This is a genomic window from Jeotgalibaca dankookensis (assembly GCF_002005405.1).
GTDB lineage: Bacteria > Bacillota > Bacilli > Lactobacillales > Aerococcaceae > Jeotgalibaca > Jeotgalibaca dankookensis.
The window spans coordinates 1737552-1753707 of the sequence record NZ_CP019728.1; the positions used below are offsets into that span (position 1 = coordinate 1737552).

The following is a 16156-nucleotide window of genomic DNA, read 5'->3' on the forward strand; positions in this document are numbered from 1 at the left end:
GTCAGTTCTTCCTTTCTTAAATGGAACAGTTTTCGCATTCATTAACAGAACTAATTTCAGCATCATCTGTAAATGTTCTGACATAGTAAAGCGATTTAATCCCTTTTGTCCAAGCATAATTACGGAATTTATTTAAATCTCGTGTCGTTTTTTTCGTTAAAAACTTAGAATCTGACTTCCATTCATACATGCCTTGCTCAAATTCTGAACGTGTAAAGAGTGTCAAACTCATTCCTTGGTCTACATGTTTTTGAGCGGCTGCATACACGTCAATAATGCGACGTTGATCAATGTCGTAAGCAGAAGTGTAGTAAGGGATTGTCTCTGCACTCAAATATGGTGCAGGATAGTAAACTTTCCCACGTGACCCTTCTACGCGCTCTTCAACCTTTTGAATCAAAGGATGGATCGATGAGGTTGCTTCATTTACATAACTAATTGACCCAGTTGGTGCAACGGCCATCCGATAACTATTAAACAACCCAAACTCACGAATAGAATCTTCTAACGCTTGCCAGTCTGCTTGTGTCGGAATATAAATATCCTTAAATAAAACAGCTACGGTTAAGTGCTCAATATCTTGGCGCGTTTTAATACGGTCTTGATACCGTTCAAAATAAGCCCCACTGTAGTACTCAGATTTCTCAAATCCATCAAAAGTTTGTCCTTTTTCAATTGCTAATTCGTTACTAGCTTTTAAAGTCCAATAATTCATTAACATAAAATAAAGATCGGTAAATTCAATTGATTCTGCTGAACCATAATGAATCTTATTTTTAGCTAAATATCCGTGCAAGTTCATAGCACCTAAGCCAACAGCATGGTTTTTCTTATTTCCATTCTCAATAGTTGGAACAGAAGCCGTATTCGTTTTTAAACTCACATTCGTTAGAGCGCGTAAAGCGACTGTAATCGACTTACCGAAATCAGGGGAAGCCATGATATTGGCTACGTTGGTAGAAGCCAAGTTACAAATAACATCTGTTCCTAATACTTCATATTCTTGACGATCATTGATAACAGATGGTGTCATACTTTGGAATATTTCTGAACATAAATTACTCATAATAATCCGACCGTCAATTGGGTTCTCACGGTTTGCTGTATCAATATTGATAATATACGGGTACCCCGCTTCATTTTGCAGATTCGATATTTCTGTTTCTAATTCGCGCGCATTAATTTTTGATTTACGAATAAGCGGGTTATTGACCATATTGTCATACTCCGCAGTGATGTCGATATAGGAGAAAGGCTTCCCATATACGCGCTCTGCATCGTGCGGACTAAAAAGGTACATAATTTCACCTTTTTTTATCAGCTCATAGAACTTATCTGGAACAACCAATCCGAGCGATAGCGTTTTGATACGTACCTTTTCATCTGCATTTTCTTTACGCGTCGCTAAAAAATCGACAATATCTGGGTGAAAGACGTTTAAATAAACCACACCAGCTCCTTGACGCTGTCCAAGTTGATTGGCATAAGAGAAGGTATCTTCAAACAGCTTCATAATGGGCACAACGCCACCCGCTGCGCCTTCAATTCCTTTAATTGGGTCGTTTTTGGCACGGATACTTGTCAAGTTAATTCCAACCCCACCACCACGTTTCGATAGTTGCAATGCAGAGTTAATTCCTCGCCCAATCGCGTTCATATCATCTTCTAAAGAAATTAAATAACAAGAGGATAGCTCACCACGGCGCTTACGCCCGGCATTTAAAAAGGTTGGTGTTGCTGGTTGGAGACGTTGACTAATCATTTCTGCAGCCAAATCCATCACCAATTCTTCGTCTCCATCACCTAGATAGAGGGCATTGAAGGCGACACGGTCTTCATAGCGCTCGAGGATACGGTTACCATCATTCGTTTTTAAAGCATATTGTTGATAAAACTTATATGCACCCATGAAGGTATTAAAACGGAATTTTTTATCATATATAAAATCAAAAACTTTTTTTATAAAATCAAATGAATAGCGATCGAGTAAGTCACTTTCAATGTAATCATTGGTCACGAGGTAATCTAGTTTCTCTTCTAGATTATGGAAAAAAACAGTATTAGGATTTACATACTCCAAAAAATAGGCCCGAACAGACTCTTTATCTTTATTTAATTGGATAATTCCCTCTTTAGGAATATTAAGTTGATTATTTAATTCAAAATAAGTCGGATTATCGTTCTTAAGATTCTTGGTTACTTTCGGTGCATGCATATATTTTCTCCTTTATTCGTTCTCTTTCTTTGGCAGTCCCAAAGGCTTCAAAATCATCTAATAAGGGAATGTCAAAGTCCCGCGCTAAGTCTTTAGCTGTATAAATATATAAATCAGAAAAATTTAAGTTCCCACTCCCGATAATCCCACAACAGTACTGTGCGTTATTACCTGTTTCCATAAAGTCCCAAGCAATTTCAGTTACTTCTTTTTCATAAGCTGGGGCAATAAAGACGAAAGGTTGGTTGACCTCGATGAAGGGATTGGTTTGAGTGATTTCCAAACTCGAAAAATCCGCTAAATCTTTAACAAATCGGCGTACATTCCCGGTTACTGAGAAAAAAACAATTTTCATAGTGCGCCAAAAATTTCTTCTAGTTTGTCTGGACGGTGACCACTAAAAACCTCTTCGCCTACTTGCACAATCGGCATCGCTGTAAACCCAGTCATAAGTGCTTCATCCATAAACTTTTCATCTACTTCTACATTTTTTTCAGTGAAATTCGCACCTACCATTTTCAAATAGCGTTTTGTATTGTTACACATACCACAGTTATTTTTTGTATATAAGGTTACTTCCATTGCTTTTCCTCCTCAAATTGGCTTTGCCATAATATAATTCTGTTTTTTTCAAGGCTTTCTGGGACACGAATAATGCGTTGGTTAGAACTGCCTCGGAAGGTTAAGGTTAAATCTTTTTTGGCTAACTCAAAGCGACCATCTACTAAGACATCAATGAGTGACAACAGTTCTAATTTATCACTTGTTTCGAGCATCATTTCCTCCCAGGTATAGCCGGTCCAACTCCAAATATCCTTGCTATCACCATATATTTGACGAACTTTTTTAATTAGGGGGAGTAATGTTCCCGTATTTAAAAAAGGTTCCCCTCCCAAAAGCGTTAACCCTTGGACGTAATCGGGTTTTAAGTCTGCTAATATTTGTTCTTCCAATTCCTCTGTATAAGGCTGGCCGTAGCGGAAGGATTGAGCCACTTTATTAAAGCAACCTGGACAAGCAAAGAGACAGCCACTCACGTAGAGACTGTTACGAACTCCTTCGCCATCGACAAAGTTGAAAGGCTTGTAGCTAGCGATTCGCCCTTGTGAGTAGCGTTCTGAGGTCCATTCACCCGGTTGAGGGTTCTGCATCGTTTTTCCTCCCTTACATGTGTTTTGTACGTGCGGTTATTTCTTTGTGTCGACCGCGTACCATCGGCCGCTTTTGCGGGTTACCCAGGTAGCCACAGGTTCGTTTCACAACATCACTGGTTTCAGGATTGCGATTTTGACAATCAGGGCACTGAAAGCCCCGTTCAGTTGGATTAAATTCACCCGTAAATCCGCACTCATAGCATTTATCGATGGGTGTGTTTGTTCCTAGGTACCCGACACGACTATAGGAATAATCCCAAACTGCTTCTAGTGCTTTGGGATTTTGACGAAGGTTTGGATATTCGCAGTAGTGTATAAACCCACCTGAAGAATAAAATGGATAATCTTTTTCAAAATCTAGCTTTTCAAAGGGACTTGGTTTCTTCCGCACATCGTAGTGGAAACTATTGGTATAGTAGTCTTTATCAGTAATATCGGGAATGCTGCCAAACTTTTCTTTATCAAGTCGACAAAACCGATCGGTTAAACTTTCACTTGGCGTCGCATAAACACTAAAATGATACCCGTATTCTTCACTCCAGTAGTCGCAGTGATTTTTTAAGGACTTTAATACTTCTAAAGTAAAAGTCTTAGCTTGCGGGTTATTCTCCCAGTCTGACCCATAGAAATGAGTCGCTACTTCATACAAGCCAATATACCCCAGAGAAATAGTCGCACGGCGCTCTTTAAAAACAGTATCGACACTGTCTTCTAAATGGAGTTTATGGCCCCAAGCACCGTTCATATACAGAATAGGGGCATTGACAGGCTCTGCCTCTTTAACTCGCTCTAAACGATAAACAAGCGCGTCTTTGGCAATCGTTAGCCTTTCTTCTAGTAAATCCCAGAATGATTGTTGCTCTACTCCAGATTCCAATGCGACGCGTGGTAAGTTTAAAGTCACCACGCCCAAATTCATTCGTCCATCTGAGACTTCTTGGCCCTTTTCATCTTGCCAGCTCTGCAAGAAAGAACGACATCCCATAGGTGCTTTGTATGAACCCGTTATTTCCACTAGTTTGTCATAATTCAAAATATCTGGATACATCCGTTTGGTCGCACATTCAAGTGCCAGTTGTTTAATATCATAATTAGGATCGGTCGCTTTTAAGTTCACGCCGTCCTTAATACCAAAGACTAATTTCGGGAAAATAGCAGTACGCTTTTCCTTACCAAGCCCTTGAATACGAACTTGAAAAATTGCTTTTTGAATTTCACGCTCATAACGGTTGGTCCCTAGACCAAATCCAAAGGTAACAAAAGGTGTCTGTCCGTTAGATGTATAGAGTGTGTTCACTTCATACTCTAAACTTTGCATGGCATCGTAAATATCTTTTTTCGTTTTTTGCCAGACATACTCTTCTTGTTGGTCGGGATGGACCCATTTTTTTGCTTCTTGGCGGTGTTTATCTGCATTTATCTGGGCATAAGGAGCTAATAACTCATCAATCCGGTTCGCACTTGTTCCTCCATATTGACTGCTCGAGACATTAGCAATAATTTGCGCCATCTGTGCTGCTGCCGTTTGAATCGATTGCGGTTTTTCAACTTCAGCATTACCAATAGTAAAGCCATTTTCGAACATGTAGTTAAAATCGATTAAACAGCAATTGGTCATCGGAGAATAAGGATGATAATCCAAATCATGAAAATGCAGATCCCCTCTTAAATGTGCCCGTTCAACATGATCTGGCATAAGCCGCAAGCCAATTGCCTTGGCGGTAACCCCAGCTGTTAGATCACGAATCGTATTAAAGACACGACTGTCTTTATTGGCATTTTCATTTAAGAGCGTTTGATCCTTTTGCAGTAATTGTTGAATTCCAAATTCAATGTCACGCTGCTTCTCTATTCCAACCGCTTCTTTCGCTCCTAATTTGATGACTTTTTTTGCCTTGCTTTCATCGTACTTCAACGTTTCAGACATCATTAAACCCTCCTCTACCACTACATATAGTGCTAAAATAAAGAGACAACTTCTATATGTTGTGTTTAAGTCTATCATACGCCCTATTTCCTGTAAATATAATAAACTTGTATTTTAATAGGACTTGACAAAAAAAACGCGGTTACAATACTATCTAGGTCTTTATTTTTTTTATCTATTTGTCAAAAATTGCTAACTTATTTCCAAGAAAAAAAGCACTCAAAAATTCTGAGTGCCTTTAACAAACTATTTTAAAAGTCTGGCTCTAATGCGTGTTTATGTTCAGAATCACTAAATTGACGCCAATCCATAAATCCACTTTCCATCCCACGTAATAAAACCTCTGCCGTACCAATATTTGTCGCCATTGGTATTTCATAAACATCTGCTAAACGGATAAGAGCCGTCACATCGGGCTCATGTGGCATTGCTTCTAAAGGATCACGAATAAAAATGACACAATCGATTTCGTTTTGAGAAATTCGCGCGCCAATTTGTTGGTCGCCACCAAGTGGACCTGATTTAAACCGGTGGACCTTTAGGCCTGTTTCTTCAACGATTCTCAGACCTGTTGTACCCGTTGCGAATAACTCATGCTTTTCTAAAACAGGTTTGTAAGCAGTGCAAAGTTGAATCATTAAATCTTTTTTTCGGTCATGTGCTATCAATGCAATTTTCAAATAAATCCCTCCATTTACCGTCTTTAACTCAGTATAACACGTTAAAAATAATTGTTCATTCTAATGCCGACTCGGTAAAAATGTTAAACCAGCTACTAATGCCAAATAGCCTTCTTGATTTAAAACTTCTACCAACCAGATGAATGGATGGGGTAGTAGTGGTATAGGAAAAGTCACCATTAAAGGGGCAAAAATTGCGAGTATGAAGGTTGGTAAAGCAATCAGATAAAATAACGAAGCATCACGTGCCTTGAATTGACTCCAAAGAAAGATGAGCGATAAGTAGATACCTGTCACAAAAGGTAATAAAAATTGGACCCAAGCTAACAGGAGCCTATTATTTGGAGTTGACAACCGCCATAAAATAGTTTGCGCTAAATAATTGTGACCAAAAATAACTAAGACTAAACCTGCTAACCAAACAATCTTCATAAGCCAAGTACCATTATTCCTGTTTTTATTCATTACTCAACCACCTTCTAAAGTTTAATAGTTTATTATACATGATTAGAGTCAGCAATAAATAATAAAGTCTTCATGTTCTCGTGCTTTCATGATAGGATAATATTAAGACATTAAAAATAAATGAGGGATTATACATGCTTTTACGTAAGAAAATACCTACAAACAAACGAATTGCTGTTAAAATTGGGACAAGTTCCCTCATGACCCCTCAAGGTAAAGTCAACTATCAACAGTTTGATCGCTTGGCTTATGTATTGAGTACACTCAATCAATCCGGAAAAGAAGTTATCCTTGTCTCTTCTGGCGCGATGGGGGTTGGAATGGATAAATTACATATTCACGATCGTCCTAAGTCCATTCCTGGTCAACAAGCGATTTCTGCTATTGGGCAAAGCGAGATGATGAACCTGTATTCACGTTTCTTCTCCCACTACAATCAAATGGTTGGCCAAATTTTGATGACACGCGATGTGGTTGAATTTCCAGAAAGCTATCAAAATGTCAAAAACACCTTCGAAACGCTACTAAAAATGGGAATTATCCCTATTGTGAATGAAAATGATACGGTAGCCGTAGAGGAACTCGACCATGCTACTAAGTTTGGAGATAATGACCAATTGTCTGCAATCGTCGCCAATATCACACAAGCCGATATCTTACTGATGCTATCTGATATTGATGGTTTCTATGACCAAAATCCTTCTCACAACCCAGATGCACACCTTTTCCATACCATTGAAGACGTAACTGATAAAGAATTAGCTCGTGCTGGTGGTGAAGGTTCTAGTTTTGGAACAGGTGGTATGCGAACCAAGTTAAAAGCAGCTCAATATTTATTAAAAAATAATCAAGAAATGATTTTAGCTAAGGCAGAAGACCCCACTATTCTATTTGATATTTTAAAAGGCCATGAAATCGGCACTTACTTTTCACGCCACCCAGAATTTATTAAGGAGGATATAGATGAATAAATCACTTGAAACAATGGGGAAAGAAGCCAAAGCAGCTGCCAAGCTCTTACGCAAAGTAAAAACAGTTGATAAGAATCAGGCGCTACTTGCTATGGCTGAAGCCCTTTTAGATAATCAAACAACCATTATGGATGCTAACATCATTGACATCAATCAGGCAATTGAAAATGGCTTAACCAAACCGATGATTGAGCGTCTCACTTTGAATGCTGAGCGTATTCAAGGAATGGTAGATAGTATCAAGCAAATCGCCAGCCTGCCCGATCCAATTGGTTACATTGAAGAAATGAAAGTAGGCGAAGATGGCATTCAGATTGGAAAGCGTCGTGTTCCTCTTGGTGTTATTGGTATTATCTATGAGTCACGCCCAAACGTTACAGCAGACGCTGCTGCTTTGTGTTTTAAATCAGGTAACGCAGTAATCTTAAGAGGGGGTAAAGAGGCGCTTGCTTCTAACCAAGCGATACTAACTGCTTTACGTCAAGGTCTCGAAAAAACTAATATTGCTACGACAAGTATCCAACTCATCACCGACCCATCACGTCAAATCGCCAGTGAGTTTATGCAAATGAATACCTACCTTGATTGTTTAATTCCTCGTGGCGGCGCTGGTCTTATCCAACATGTTTTAAAAACCGCAACGGTTCCAGTTATTGAAACGGGCGTTGGAAATTGTCACTTATATATCGATAAAGACGCCGATTTAGAAATGGCGACTCGTATATTAGTAAATGCGAAATGTGACCGCCCATCTGTCTGTAACGCGATTGAAACGCTACTCGTCCACCAAGGCGTAGCAGAAACCTTCATGCCTGTTTTTGCAGAAGCGTTAAAACCTTACCAAGTGACTGTTCGAGGTGACAAAACGACTTTAGCTCTCATGCCAGGTTCAAAGCCAGCTACCGAGGAAGATTACCAAACTGAATTTCTAAGTATGACTTTGGCTGTCAAAGTCGTGGCGGATTATGAAGAGGCTGTTTCCCATATACAAACCTATTCAACAGGACATTCAGAAGTCATCGTGACAGATAGCTACCAATGTTCACAAGACTTCTTGGATGATATTGATTCGGCTGCTGTTTATATAAACAGTTCATCACGCTTTACAGATGGCGGTTGCTTTGGTTTAGGTGGCGAAATTGGTGTCAGCACTCGAAAGTTACATGCGCGTGGGCCGATGGGGCTTGAAGCGTTGACTTCTTATAAATATATTATTTTAGGAAATGGTCAAATTCGTGGAACAACAGGAAATGAAATTACACACTAAATGAACAGAGGCGGCCTATGTGCTTGCCTTTTTTCATTCCATAAAAGGAGCCTAATATAATGACAAATAAAAAAATTGCAGTAATTGGTGGTGGGATTGTTGGCTCTACTGCCGCATATTATTTATCTCGAAATGGTCATCAAGTGACTGTTTTTGATGAAGGGGTCGGACAAGCAACTTCTGCAGCAGCTGGAATTATCTGTCCTTGGTTATCAAAACGCCGCAACAAAAAATGGTATCGCCTTGCTTCAGATGGAGCTGCTTTTTATAGTCAAATCTGTCAAGACATCACAGCTGACCAGGGAGATATCTCTTTTTATAATAAAAATGGCACCATTTTAACAAAAAAAACGCCCCAAGCTATCGAAAAACAGTACGCTTTAGGTTTGGAGCGGCGTCACACCGCTCCTGAAATCGGTGATTTAAAAATACTATCGAAAAAAGATTTAGAAACTTACTTCCCTTCTTTACCGAGTCAAGAAAATGCGCTTTTTGTATCAGGTGGTGCACGTGTCGATGGAGAAGCTATGGTAAGGGAACTTCTAACACTGGTAGAGAAAAATGGGGGGAAAATTATTCGAGAAAATGTGCCTTTAAAACAGTCTCTCTTAGATGACTATGATAAAATTATCATCGCAGCAGGGGCTTGGCTACCACAATTATTAGAACCACTAGGTTGGAACGTTGATATTCGCGGACAGAAAGGACAGTTAGTCGTCCTACAGACAGACGATTATAACAATCAACACCAGCCCGTTATGATGCCAGAAGGTGAAATCGATATTTTACCTATTGGAGATGGTATCATTTTTGTAGGAGCAAGTCATGAAAATGATAAAGGTTATGATCTTCTACCAGATGAAAAAATAATTCAAAATTTAATTGAAAAGGGCCAAACACTCTTTAATATTTTAGAAGATGCATCACTTATTAAGGTTAAGGTTGGGACCCGAGCTTATACGTCTGATTTTAGCCCTTTTTGGGGATATCTACCGGGAAGCGACAAGATACTAGTGGCAAGTGGTTTAGGCTCTTCTGGCCTCACTACTGGCCCTATTATCGGTTATCAACTGGCGTTACTAGCAGATAACAAACAGACTGATTTACCCTTAGAAGATTATTTACCAGACACCTACCTACAAAGGTAAGTATTTACAGTTTTTTGCTTAATCGGTATAATCAAACCATCTTAATAAGGAGGTAATCGGATGATTAAAGAATTTAAGGAATTTATTATGCGTGGTAATGTGCTAGATTTAGCTGTTGGTGTTATTATTGGTTCGGCTTTTTCTGCCATTGTTAACTCCTTAGTCACAGACATTATTACACCTCTCATTGTCTCGCTAACATCACAAGCATCGGTTAGTGAATTATCGATTAAAATTGGCTCAGCCACTTTAACTTACGGTAACTTCATTCAAGCAATTATTGATTTTCTTATTATTGCTTTTATTTTATTTTTAATTATTAAAACAGCAAACCGCTTAAGCCGTAAAGAACCGGAAACTCAAGAAGCTGTGGAAATTCCACAAGCTGAACAATACCTAAAAGAGATTCGTGACTTACTTGCCAAGGAATAAACACCTCATTAATCGGTGTCCCTTTCTTTATAGACTACTCACGCGTTAAATAAAAAAATTCCTTATCAACTAGACAGAATGACTGTTTAGCTGATAGGGAATTTTTTAGTTTAGAACAATTCGTCCGCTTTAAAGCTCATGATAAGCTTGATATACAGTTTGCTTTTTTATATTTCGTGATTGAGCGACTTGTTTAATCGCATCTTTAGAAGAAATCGCTTGACTATTCATTAACCATTCGACATGCGTTTTTATATCTTCTGGAAAAGCAGATTTTTCTTCTTCTTCAGGATTTAGATTACCCGCTACAATAACGCAAATTTCACCTTTAACCTCATGACTTTCCAACCATTCGAATACTTCTTTTGCACTTCCACGAATAAATTCTTCATAGCGCTTGGTTAATTCTCGACAAACCACAACCGAGCGCTCACTGCCTAAAACACTTATTAAATTATGAATCATTTCTTTTACACGAAAAGGGGACTCATAAAAAATCATCGTTTCTTCTCGGTTTTTTAATTCTTCCCACTGTTCACGCTGTTCTTTTTTCTTACGTTTCAAAAAACCAATGAAGGTAAACGGTTGCGGTGCTAAACCACTGGCGATTAGTGCAGTCACACCTGCATTCGCTCCTGGTAAGGGAACAACAGAAATTCCTGCTTGGATACAAGCTTGTACTAATTCAAACCCCGGATCACTGATTGAAGGCATACCTGCATCACTAACTTGGGCGACATCTTCACCTTTTTTAAGTACTTCGAGTAACTGAGGAATCCGTTCTTGGGTATTATGTTCATGAAAACTAATCTGGGAAGTTGTTATTTCAAAATGATTGAGTAAACGTTGTGTATGGCGCGTGTCTTCGGCAGCAATCAAGTCAACTTCTTTGAGAGTTGAAACAGCTCGGTAAGTCATATCGCCTAAATTCCCAATTGGGGTCGGAACCAGATAGAGTATTCCATAGAGACTACTTTCATAACTTTTTTGTGACTCAATCATTCGCCTTCTCTCCCTTCCAGTTTCGTAATTGTCCTTCTTTTTGTTTTCGCGTTAGCTTTTTAAAAGCAGCTTCAGCTTTCATTGCTAAACTTCTCGTTTCAAATCCGCACTGATAAACCATTTTTACAGGCCGTCTTGCTTTCGTATATTTAGAACCAATTCCTTTATTATGTTCTGCCTCGCGCCGTTTGGGATCCGTTGTATAGCCCGCATAAAACGAATGATCCGCACATACTAATACATAAAAATAATGCCTTGCTTCTTTATTCTCCAAATAAAATCGCCTTTACTTCCGGTGAGTATTCTCTTGAATCGTCATGAATATACAGAGGTGGCAAAATTTTTAAACCATCTTCTTTGCCATCCTTGATTGCTTCAACCAAAATCATATTCGCTTCCTTGCCCACATAAGGGTAAATAAAACGAATTTTTTTTGGTGCCAGACGATTGTCACGCATCGCATCCAAAAGATCAAAAAAACGATCGGGCCGATGCACAAAATAAGCTTTCCCATTCATTTTCAATAACTGACTCGTTTTTGCCATTAATTGTGGTAATTTTAAAAATACTTCATGCCGTGCAATTGTATAAGCGTCTCGTGAGTTCTTCCGGCTGGTATCTAAATCTTTAAAGTAAGGCGGATTACAAGTGATAACATCAACAGAGTCTGGCTCAATATATGCGGTAATCGCGTTTATATCCGCATTTAAAAAGGACACCTTATTTTCTAATTGATTCAAAGCAACCGTTCTTTTGGCCATATCAAATAAATTCTTTTGTATTTCTACTCCAATAATAGGATTGTATGTTTTACCCGTCAATAAAAAAGCGACCGCACCATTGCCAGAGCAAAAATCGACGATAGTCGCTTTTCTTTTTTTTGGAAGGCGAGCAAAATCCGCCAATAAAACTGCATCGAGTGAGAAGGAAAAGACAGATGGGCTTTGGATAATATGAATATTTTCACGTTTCAAAATATCTAACCGTTCATCGTCCTTGACAAATTTTTCAATTAATTCTTTATCCATCAAGGTGATTGCCCCGCTCCCCGTAAATAACGTCTAGACAAAAGACACATGATTCATCATTGACACGGCGACTCCCGTAATAAACGTTACAAACGTGAAAACCATCTTCGTATAATTTTTGTAAATTTAATCGTGATTTTGACATTTCTGGTTCAGATGCTAGTGCCTCTTGTTCGATTTGTTTGTTTAAATAATCAACTCGGTCGCGTAAATGTTGATTTTCTATCTGTAAATTCGTATTTTCTTCCATTAATTGTGCCAAATTCTCTTGAATTTCACGTAAATCTTCACTTACAGAAGAAATACGACTTTCAGCACGATATAGTTTATCAAATAAAGCTCGTTTATCCATTTTATTCACTCACAATTTTTTATTTCTTAAGTTGCTGTTGGAGCTAGCTCTTCCCAAGCATATTGCACTGTTTTTCTTTCTTTGAACAAGGTTACTGTAATAATTTGCGCTAAGATATCTAATCCGACTACTTTTCCTTTACCCTCTGGTGTCTCAATTGTTGTTCCATAGTCCGGCATGGTTTTTTTCAAGGCTTCATACATGTCATTTTCATACTCCAAACAGCATAATAAGCGTCCGCATAGACCCGATAACTTCGCATTGTTTAAACTCAACCCTTGATTTTTTGCCATTCGAATAGAAACTGGGAAGAAGTCCGCTAAAAAGGTTGAGCAACAAAGGGGACGCCCACATGGCCCGATTCCACCTAAATATTTAGACTCATCACGCGCACCAATCTGGCGTAGCTCAATGCGAACTCGGAAAACCGTTGCTAATTCTCGTACAAACGCCCTAAAATCAATTCGCTTAGGTGCACTGAAAAGAAAAGTCAGTTTTTGACGATCGAAAGAGTAAATACTACCTATCATCTTCATATCCATCTTCAGTCTTCTCGCTTCTTGCTTAGCCAGTTGGAGGGCTTCTGCCGCATCACGTGTTGTCTCAACATGACGCAGCAAGTCTTTAGCAGTCGCTTTACGCTGAATCAGATTTGCCGATTGGAGGATATCTCCTTCTTGACATGCTACAGAAGCAATCACAACCTCACCAAATTCATCATACGCCCCTTGCTTGACGATGACTTTGTCAGCTACTTGGTAGTTGGTTTCACTTTTTTCAAAATACATTATAGGACCATTTTGTATAAATCTTATACCCATTGCTTGTTTCATTTTCGGCCGCTCCTTTTCATCCATCCATCACTTTACCAGCTGATTTTGGATCGCAATGCTCTCTAGCACCCCTTGCGTTTGGACATTCGCCTCTAACATCTGCTTGGCTTTTAAAATTACTTCAATTTGGTAGGTAATACGTTTTATATCTTGCTTCATTTCCTGGTAACTTTTTAATCGTGTTTGGTGAATGATGACATCTAATCGGTTAAATGCTATATGCATACTATCTCGATAATGGAATAACAATAAATCTAAGCAAAGCACTACTTGTACCTTGTCTTTCATCAAGGGCATTAAATCCGTTGCAACGAATAAAATAGCCATTGAGTCTTTTTTCATGAGAAGCTGGAACCATTTCCATACTTTATTTTGTAATTCTTGAAACAAGTCATCACTAGCTAAATTTTTAGCTTCATCAAGATCATTCGTCAAAGTAGCGAGTATTCCTAGGTTTTCTTCCTTAATACCTTCCTCTCGTAACACCTTTTCCATCATTTCCCTTTTTAAAGAGTGGAAATGGATAATTTGGCAGCGTGAACGAATGGTCGGAAGAATATTTTCTTTTACGGTGGTCAGTAAAAACAAGTAAGTATCCTGACTGGGATCTTCTAAGAAAGTCAGTAAACTGTTAGCAGCACTAACGGTCATTTTTTCTGCTTGATCGATAATATAAACTTTTTTACTACCTTCAACCGCACTCTTTGAAAATTCTGTTTTTAGTTCTCGAATCTGGTTAACTTTTATCGACTGGCCATCTGGTTCGATTTCAATTAAATCAGGAAGATTCCCTTCCATCATTCGGCGACAATTACGACAAACACCGCATGGTTGTCCTGATTCTGGTTGCTCACAAAAAATTGTCTGGGCGATCCATTTAGCAAGTTCCTTTTTCCCAGTTCCCCGCGCACCCTCAAATAAGTAGGCATGACCTAAGCGATTAGTCAAAAAGGATTTGGCGAATAGTTTCTCTAATTCGGGTTGTCGATTGTCAGACTTCATTAACGCTTCTCCCATTAGAACCGGTGAAAACTTTCAACTGGTAATACAAAAACAGTTGCGCCACCAACGTGAACTTGGATAGGATACTGCATACTGCTACTCATGGCTAAGTCATTGACAGGAGTAGTCATATATTGTTCACGCGATTCGCAGTTTATTTTAATAATATTTAAAACTTCTTCAACTCGCTCATCTTCCACGCCAATCATAAAAGTGGTATTTCCTGATCGTAAAAACCCACCAGACGATGACAATTTTGTTGCCCGAACATTTGCTTCAACGAGTTCGTCAGAAAGTAAGGCACTATCCTTATCTTGAACAACTGCCATAATCATTTTCATAACTATCTCCTCTTTTCTTTTCTCTCATTTAAAAAAACGTAGAACGATTGCTTCGAGGCAGTCTTTTAAAACTGCTTCCGGACTCTGTTGACCATTAATCGTTACAATCCGTTGGGGGTATTTGCGCGCTAATTCTAGATAACCTTCACGAACTTTTTTATGGAAAGCTAAAGTTTCTTGATCCAATCGATTATTTTCACGTGAATCGCCGCCTTTTTGAATGCGCTCTAAACCAACTTCAGCTTCAATATCAATAAATAAAGTTAAATCTGGTTGAATGCCATCGGTTGCAAATTCATTAACTTGATAAATTCCTTTTTCACCAATATTTCGTGCATATCCTTGGTAAGCAAGTGAGCTATCTACAAAGCGATCACATAAAACAAGGTTTCCTTTTGCCAAAGCAGGTAGAATCTTTTCCACTAAATGCTGACGACGACTTGCTGCGTATAACAAAGCCTCTGTTCGTGGATCCATAGCAGTGTGAGCAGTATCTAAAATAAGGTCGCGAATCTTTTCAGCAATAGGACTCCCACCTGGCTCTCGGGTAGAAAAAATTACCTGATTTGTAAAAGCAGGTAGCTGCTTGACAATTTCCTGCAAGGCAGTTGTTTTACCAGAACCATCTGGTCCTTCTACTGTGATAAAAATTCCGTCCATATCATCTAACTCCCTAACATATATTTCGTTATCCGTTACTTTTATTTCCTTCTACAGCTCCTCAAAATTAGAGTTCGCGTCTTCCATCTATTGCACGGAATAAAGTCATTTCATCAGCGTATTCAATATCACTACCAACTGCTAGTCCATAAGCTAAGCGTGTAACCTTAATACCAGCTGGCTTAATTAAACGTGATAAATACATAGCTGTGGCTTCACCTTCTGCCGTCGCGTTCGTTGCGATGATGACTTCATTAATATCTTCGCTCTGAAGGCGTTTGATCAGACTAGGGATATTAAGGTCTTCTGGGCCTGTCCCTTCCATCGGTGACAAAACTCCATGTAAAACATGATAAAGGCCGTGATAATCCCTAATTTTCTCCATTGCCATAATGTCCCGAGGGTTTTCGACCACAAGTACGGTTGAACGGTCGCGCTGTGCATCTGCGCAAATACTACAAGGATCTGTTTCTGTTATATTGCCACAGATGGAGCAATATTGCAGATCACGCTTAGTAGATATTAAAGCATTGGCAAACTTAACCACTTCTTCTTCTTCCATATCTAAACAAAAGAACGCAAGTCGTGCTGCTGTTTTTTGTCCGATTCCCGGTAACTTCATAAAGCTTTCAATTAATTTTGCTATTGGTTCTGGATAATGCATCGAGTTGGCACCTCT

20 protein-coding genes are annotated in these 16156 nt (G+C 38.9%); 4 read left to right on the plus strand and 16 right to left on the minus strand.

Annotated elements, in window-relative coordinates; all coding sequences use genetic code 11:
- Positions 1–16: 16 nt before the first annotated feature.
- The 7 genes from nrdE to BW727_RS08530 all read right to left on the minus strand — a co-directional run bounded on the left by nrdE (position 17) and on the right by BW727_RS08530 (position 6441).
- Complete coding sequence (gene nrdE / locus BW727_RS08500; protein ID WP_062471185.1) at positions 17–2215, minus strand: class 1b ribonucleoside-diphosphate reductase subunit alpha; 2199 nt, start codon at positions 2213–2215, stop codon at positions 17–19.
- Positions 2184–2570 (minus strand): class Ib ribonucleoside-diphosphate reductase assembly flavoprotein NrdI, encoded by a 387-nt coding sequence (nrdI, locus tag BW727_RS08505; RefSeq protein WP_062471182.1) that lies wholly within the window; start codon positions 2568–2570, stop codon positions 2184–2186. Before nrdI ends, nrdE begins: the two co-directional genes overlap by 32 nt.
- Positions 2567–2797, minus strand: coding sequence for a glutaredoxin family protein (locus BW727_RS08510; protein ID WP_062471179.1), 231 nt, complete (start codon positions 2795–2797; stop codon positions 2567–2569). Before BW727_RS08510 ends, nrdI begins: the two co-directional genes overlap by 4 nt.
- Positions 2788–3366, minus strand: a complete 579-nt coding sequence (nrdG, locus tag BW727_RS08515) for an anaerobic ribonucleoside-triphosphate reductase activating protein (RefSeq protein ID WP_062471175.1) — start codon at positions 3364–3366, stop codon at positions 2788–2790. The genes BW727_RS08510 and nrdG overlap by 10 nt, the downstream gene beginning before the upstream one ends.
- A 13-nt stretch (positions 3367–3379) precedes the next feature.
- Positions 3380–5374 (minus strand): anaerobic ribonucleoside-triphosphate reductase, encoded by a 1995-nt coding sequence (gene nrdD / locus BW727_RS08520; protein ID WP_077795833.1) that lies wholly within the window; start codon positions 5372–5374, stop codon positions 3380–3382.
- Between the two features lie 173 nt (positions 5375–5547).
- On the minus strand, positions 5548–5976 hold the full coding sequence (locus BW727_RS08525) for a methylglyoxal synthase (RefSeq protein ID WP_062471172.1): 429 nt from the start codon (positions 5974–5976) through the stop codon (positions 5548–5550).
- Positions 5977–6036: 60 nt separating this feature from the next.
- Complete coding sequence (locus tag BW727_RS08530; RefSeq protein WP_062471168.1) at positions 6037–6441, minus strand: hypothetical protein; 405 nt, start codon at positions 6439–6441, stop codon at positions 6037–6039.
- Between the two features lie 134 nt (positions 6442–6575).
- Between BW727_RS08530 and proB the strand changes: the two genes are divergently transcribed.
- Genes proB through mscL form a run of 4 tightly spaced genes read left to right on the plus strand, consistent with a single transcriptional unit; the run spans position 6576 to position 10259 of the window.
- Positions 6576–7412: a glutamate 5-kinase gene (gene proB / locus BW727_RS08535; protein ID WP_062471166.1), complete on the plus strand. Its 837-nt coding sequence runs from the start codon at positions 6576–6578 to the stop codon at positions 7410–7412.
- On the plus strand, positions 7405–8679 hold the full coding sequence (locus BW727_RS08540; RefSeq protein WP_062471163.1) for a glutamate-5-semialdehyde dehydrogenase: 1275 nt from the start codon (positions 7405–7407) through the stop codon (positions 8677–8679). Before proB ends, BW727_RS08540 begins: the two co-directional genes overlap by 8 nt.
- Before the next feature lie 59 nt (positions 8680–8738).
- Entirely contained in the window at positions 8739–9827 is a 1089-nt protein-coding gene (locus BW727_RS08545; protein WP_062471159.1) for an NAD(P)/FAD-dependent oxidoreductase, read from the plus strand.
- A 60-nt stretch (positions 9828–9887) separates the two neighbouring features.
- Positions 9888–10259: a large-conductance mechanosensitive channel protein MscL gene (gene mscL, locus BW727_RS08550; protein WP_062471156.1), complete on the plus strand. Its 372-nt coding sequence runs from the start codon at positions 9888–9890 to the stop codon at positions 10257–10259.
- Positions 10260–10388: 129 nt separating this feature from the next.
- Here the strand turns inward: mscL and rsmI are convergent, their stop codons facing one another.
- From rsmI to recR, 9 genes are all read right to left on the minus strand, one after another.
- On the minus strand, positions 10389–11258 hold the full coding sequence (gene rsmI, locus BW727_RS08555) for a 16S rRNA (cytidine(1402)-2'-O)-methyltransferase (protein WP_062471195.1): 870 nt from the start codon (positions 11256–11258) through the stop codon (positions 10389–10391).
- A complete protein-coding gene (locus BW727_RS08560) occupies positions 11254–11535 on the minus strand; it encodes a GIY-YIG nuclease family protein (protein ID WP_062471152.1) in 282 nt (93 codons plus the stop codon). Before BW727_RS08560 ends, rsmI begins: the two co-directional genes overlap by 5 nt.
- Positions 11525–12289 carry a tRNA1(Val) (adenine(37)-N6)-methyltransferase gene (locus BW727_RS08565; RefSeq protein WP_062471149.1) on the minus strand — a complete coding sequence of 255 codons (765 nt, stop codon included), beginning with the start codon at positions 12287–12289 and terminating at the stop codon, positions 11525–11527. Before BW727_RS08565 ends, BW727_RS08560 begins: the two co-directional genes overlap by 11 nt.
- Positions 12282–12641 (minus strand): initiation-control protein YabA, encoded by a 360-nt coding sequence (locus tag BW727_RS08570; protein ID WP_062471145.1) that lies wholly within the window; start codon positions 12639–12641, stop codon positions 12282–12284. Before BW727_RS08570 ends, BW727_RS08565 begins: the two co-directional genes overlap by 8 nt.
- A gap of 26 nt (positions 12642–12667) precedes the next feature.
- Complete coding sequence (locus tag BW727_RS08575; RefSeq protein WP_062471142.1) at positions 12668–13474, minus strand: PSP1 domain-containing protein; 807 nt, start codon at positions 13472–13474, stop codon at positions 12668–12670.
- Between the two features lie 27 nt (positions 13475–13501).
- Entirely contained in the window at positions 13502–14476 is a 975-nt protein-coding gene (gene holB, locus BW727_RS08580; RefSeq protein ID WP_062471139.1) for a DNA polymerase III subunit delta', read from the minus strand.
- 14 nt (positions 14477–14490) lie between these two features.
- Positions 14491–14817 carry a cyclic-di-AMP receptor gene (locus BW727_RS08585; protein WP_062471136.1) on the minus strand — a complete coding sequence of 109 codons (327 nt, stop codon included), beginning with the start codon at positions 14815–14817 and terminating at the stop codon, positions 14491–14493.
- A 24-nt stretch (positions 14818–14841) separates the two neighbouring features.
- On the minus strand, positions 14842–15477 hold the full coding sequence (gene tmk, locus BW727_RS08590; protein ID WP_062471133.1) for a dTMP kinase: 636 nt from the start codon (positions 15475–15477) through the stop codon (positions 14842–14844).
- 67 nt (positions 15478–15544) lie between these two features.
- The gene (gene recR / locus BW727_RS08595) at positions 15545–16141 is read right to left on the minus strand and encodes a recombination mediator RecR (protein WP_062471130.1); all 597 of its coding nucleotides are present in this window, start codon (positions 16139–16141) and stop codon (positions 15545–15547) included.
- Between the last annotated feature and the right edge of the window lie 15 nt (positions 16142–16156).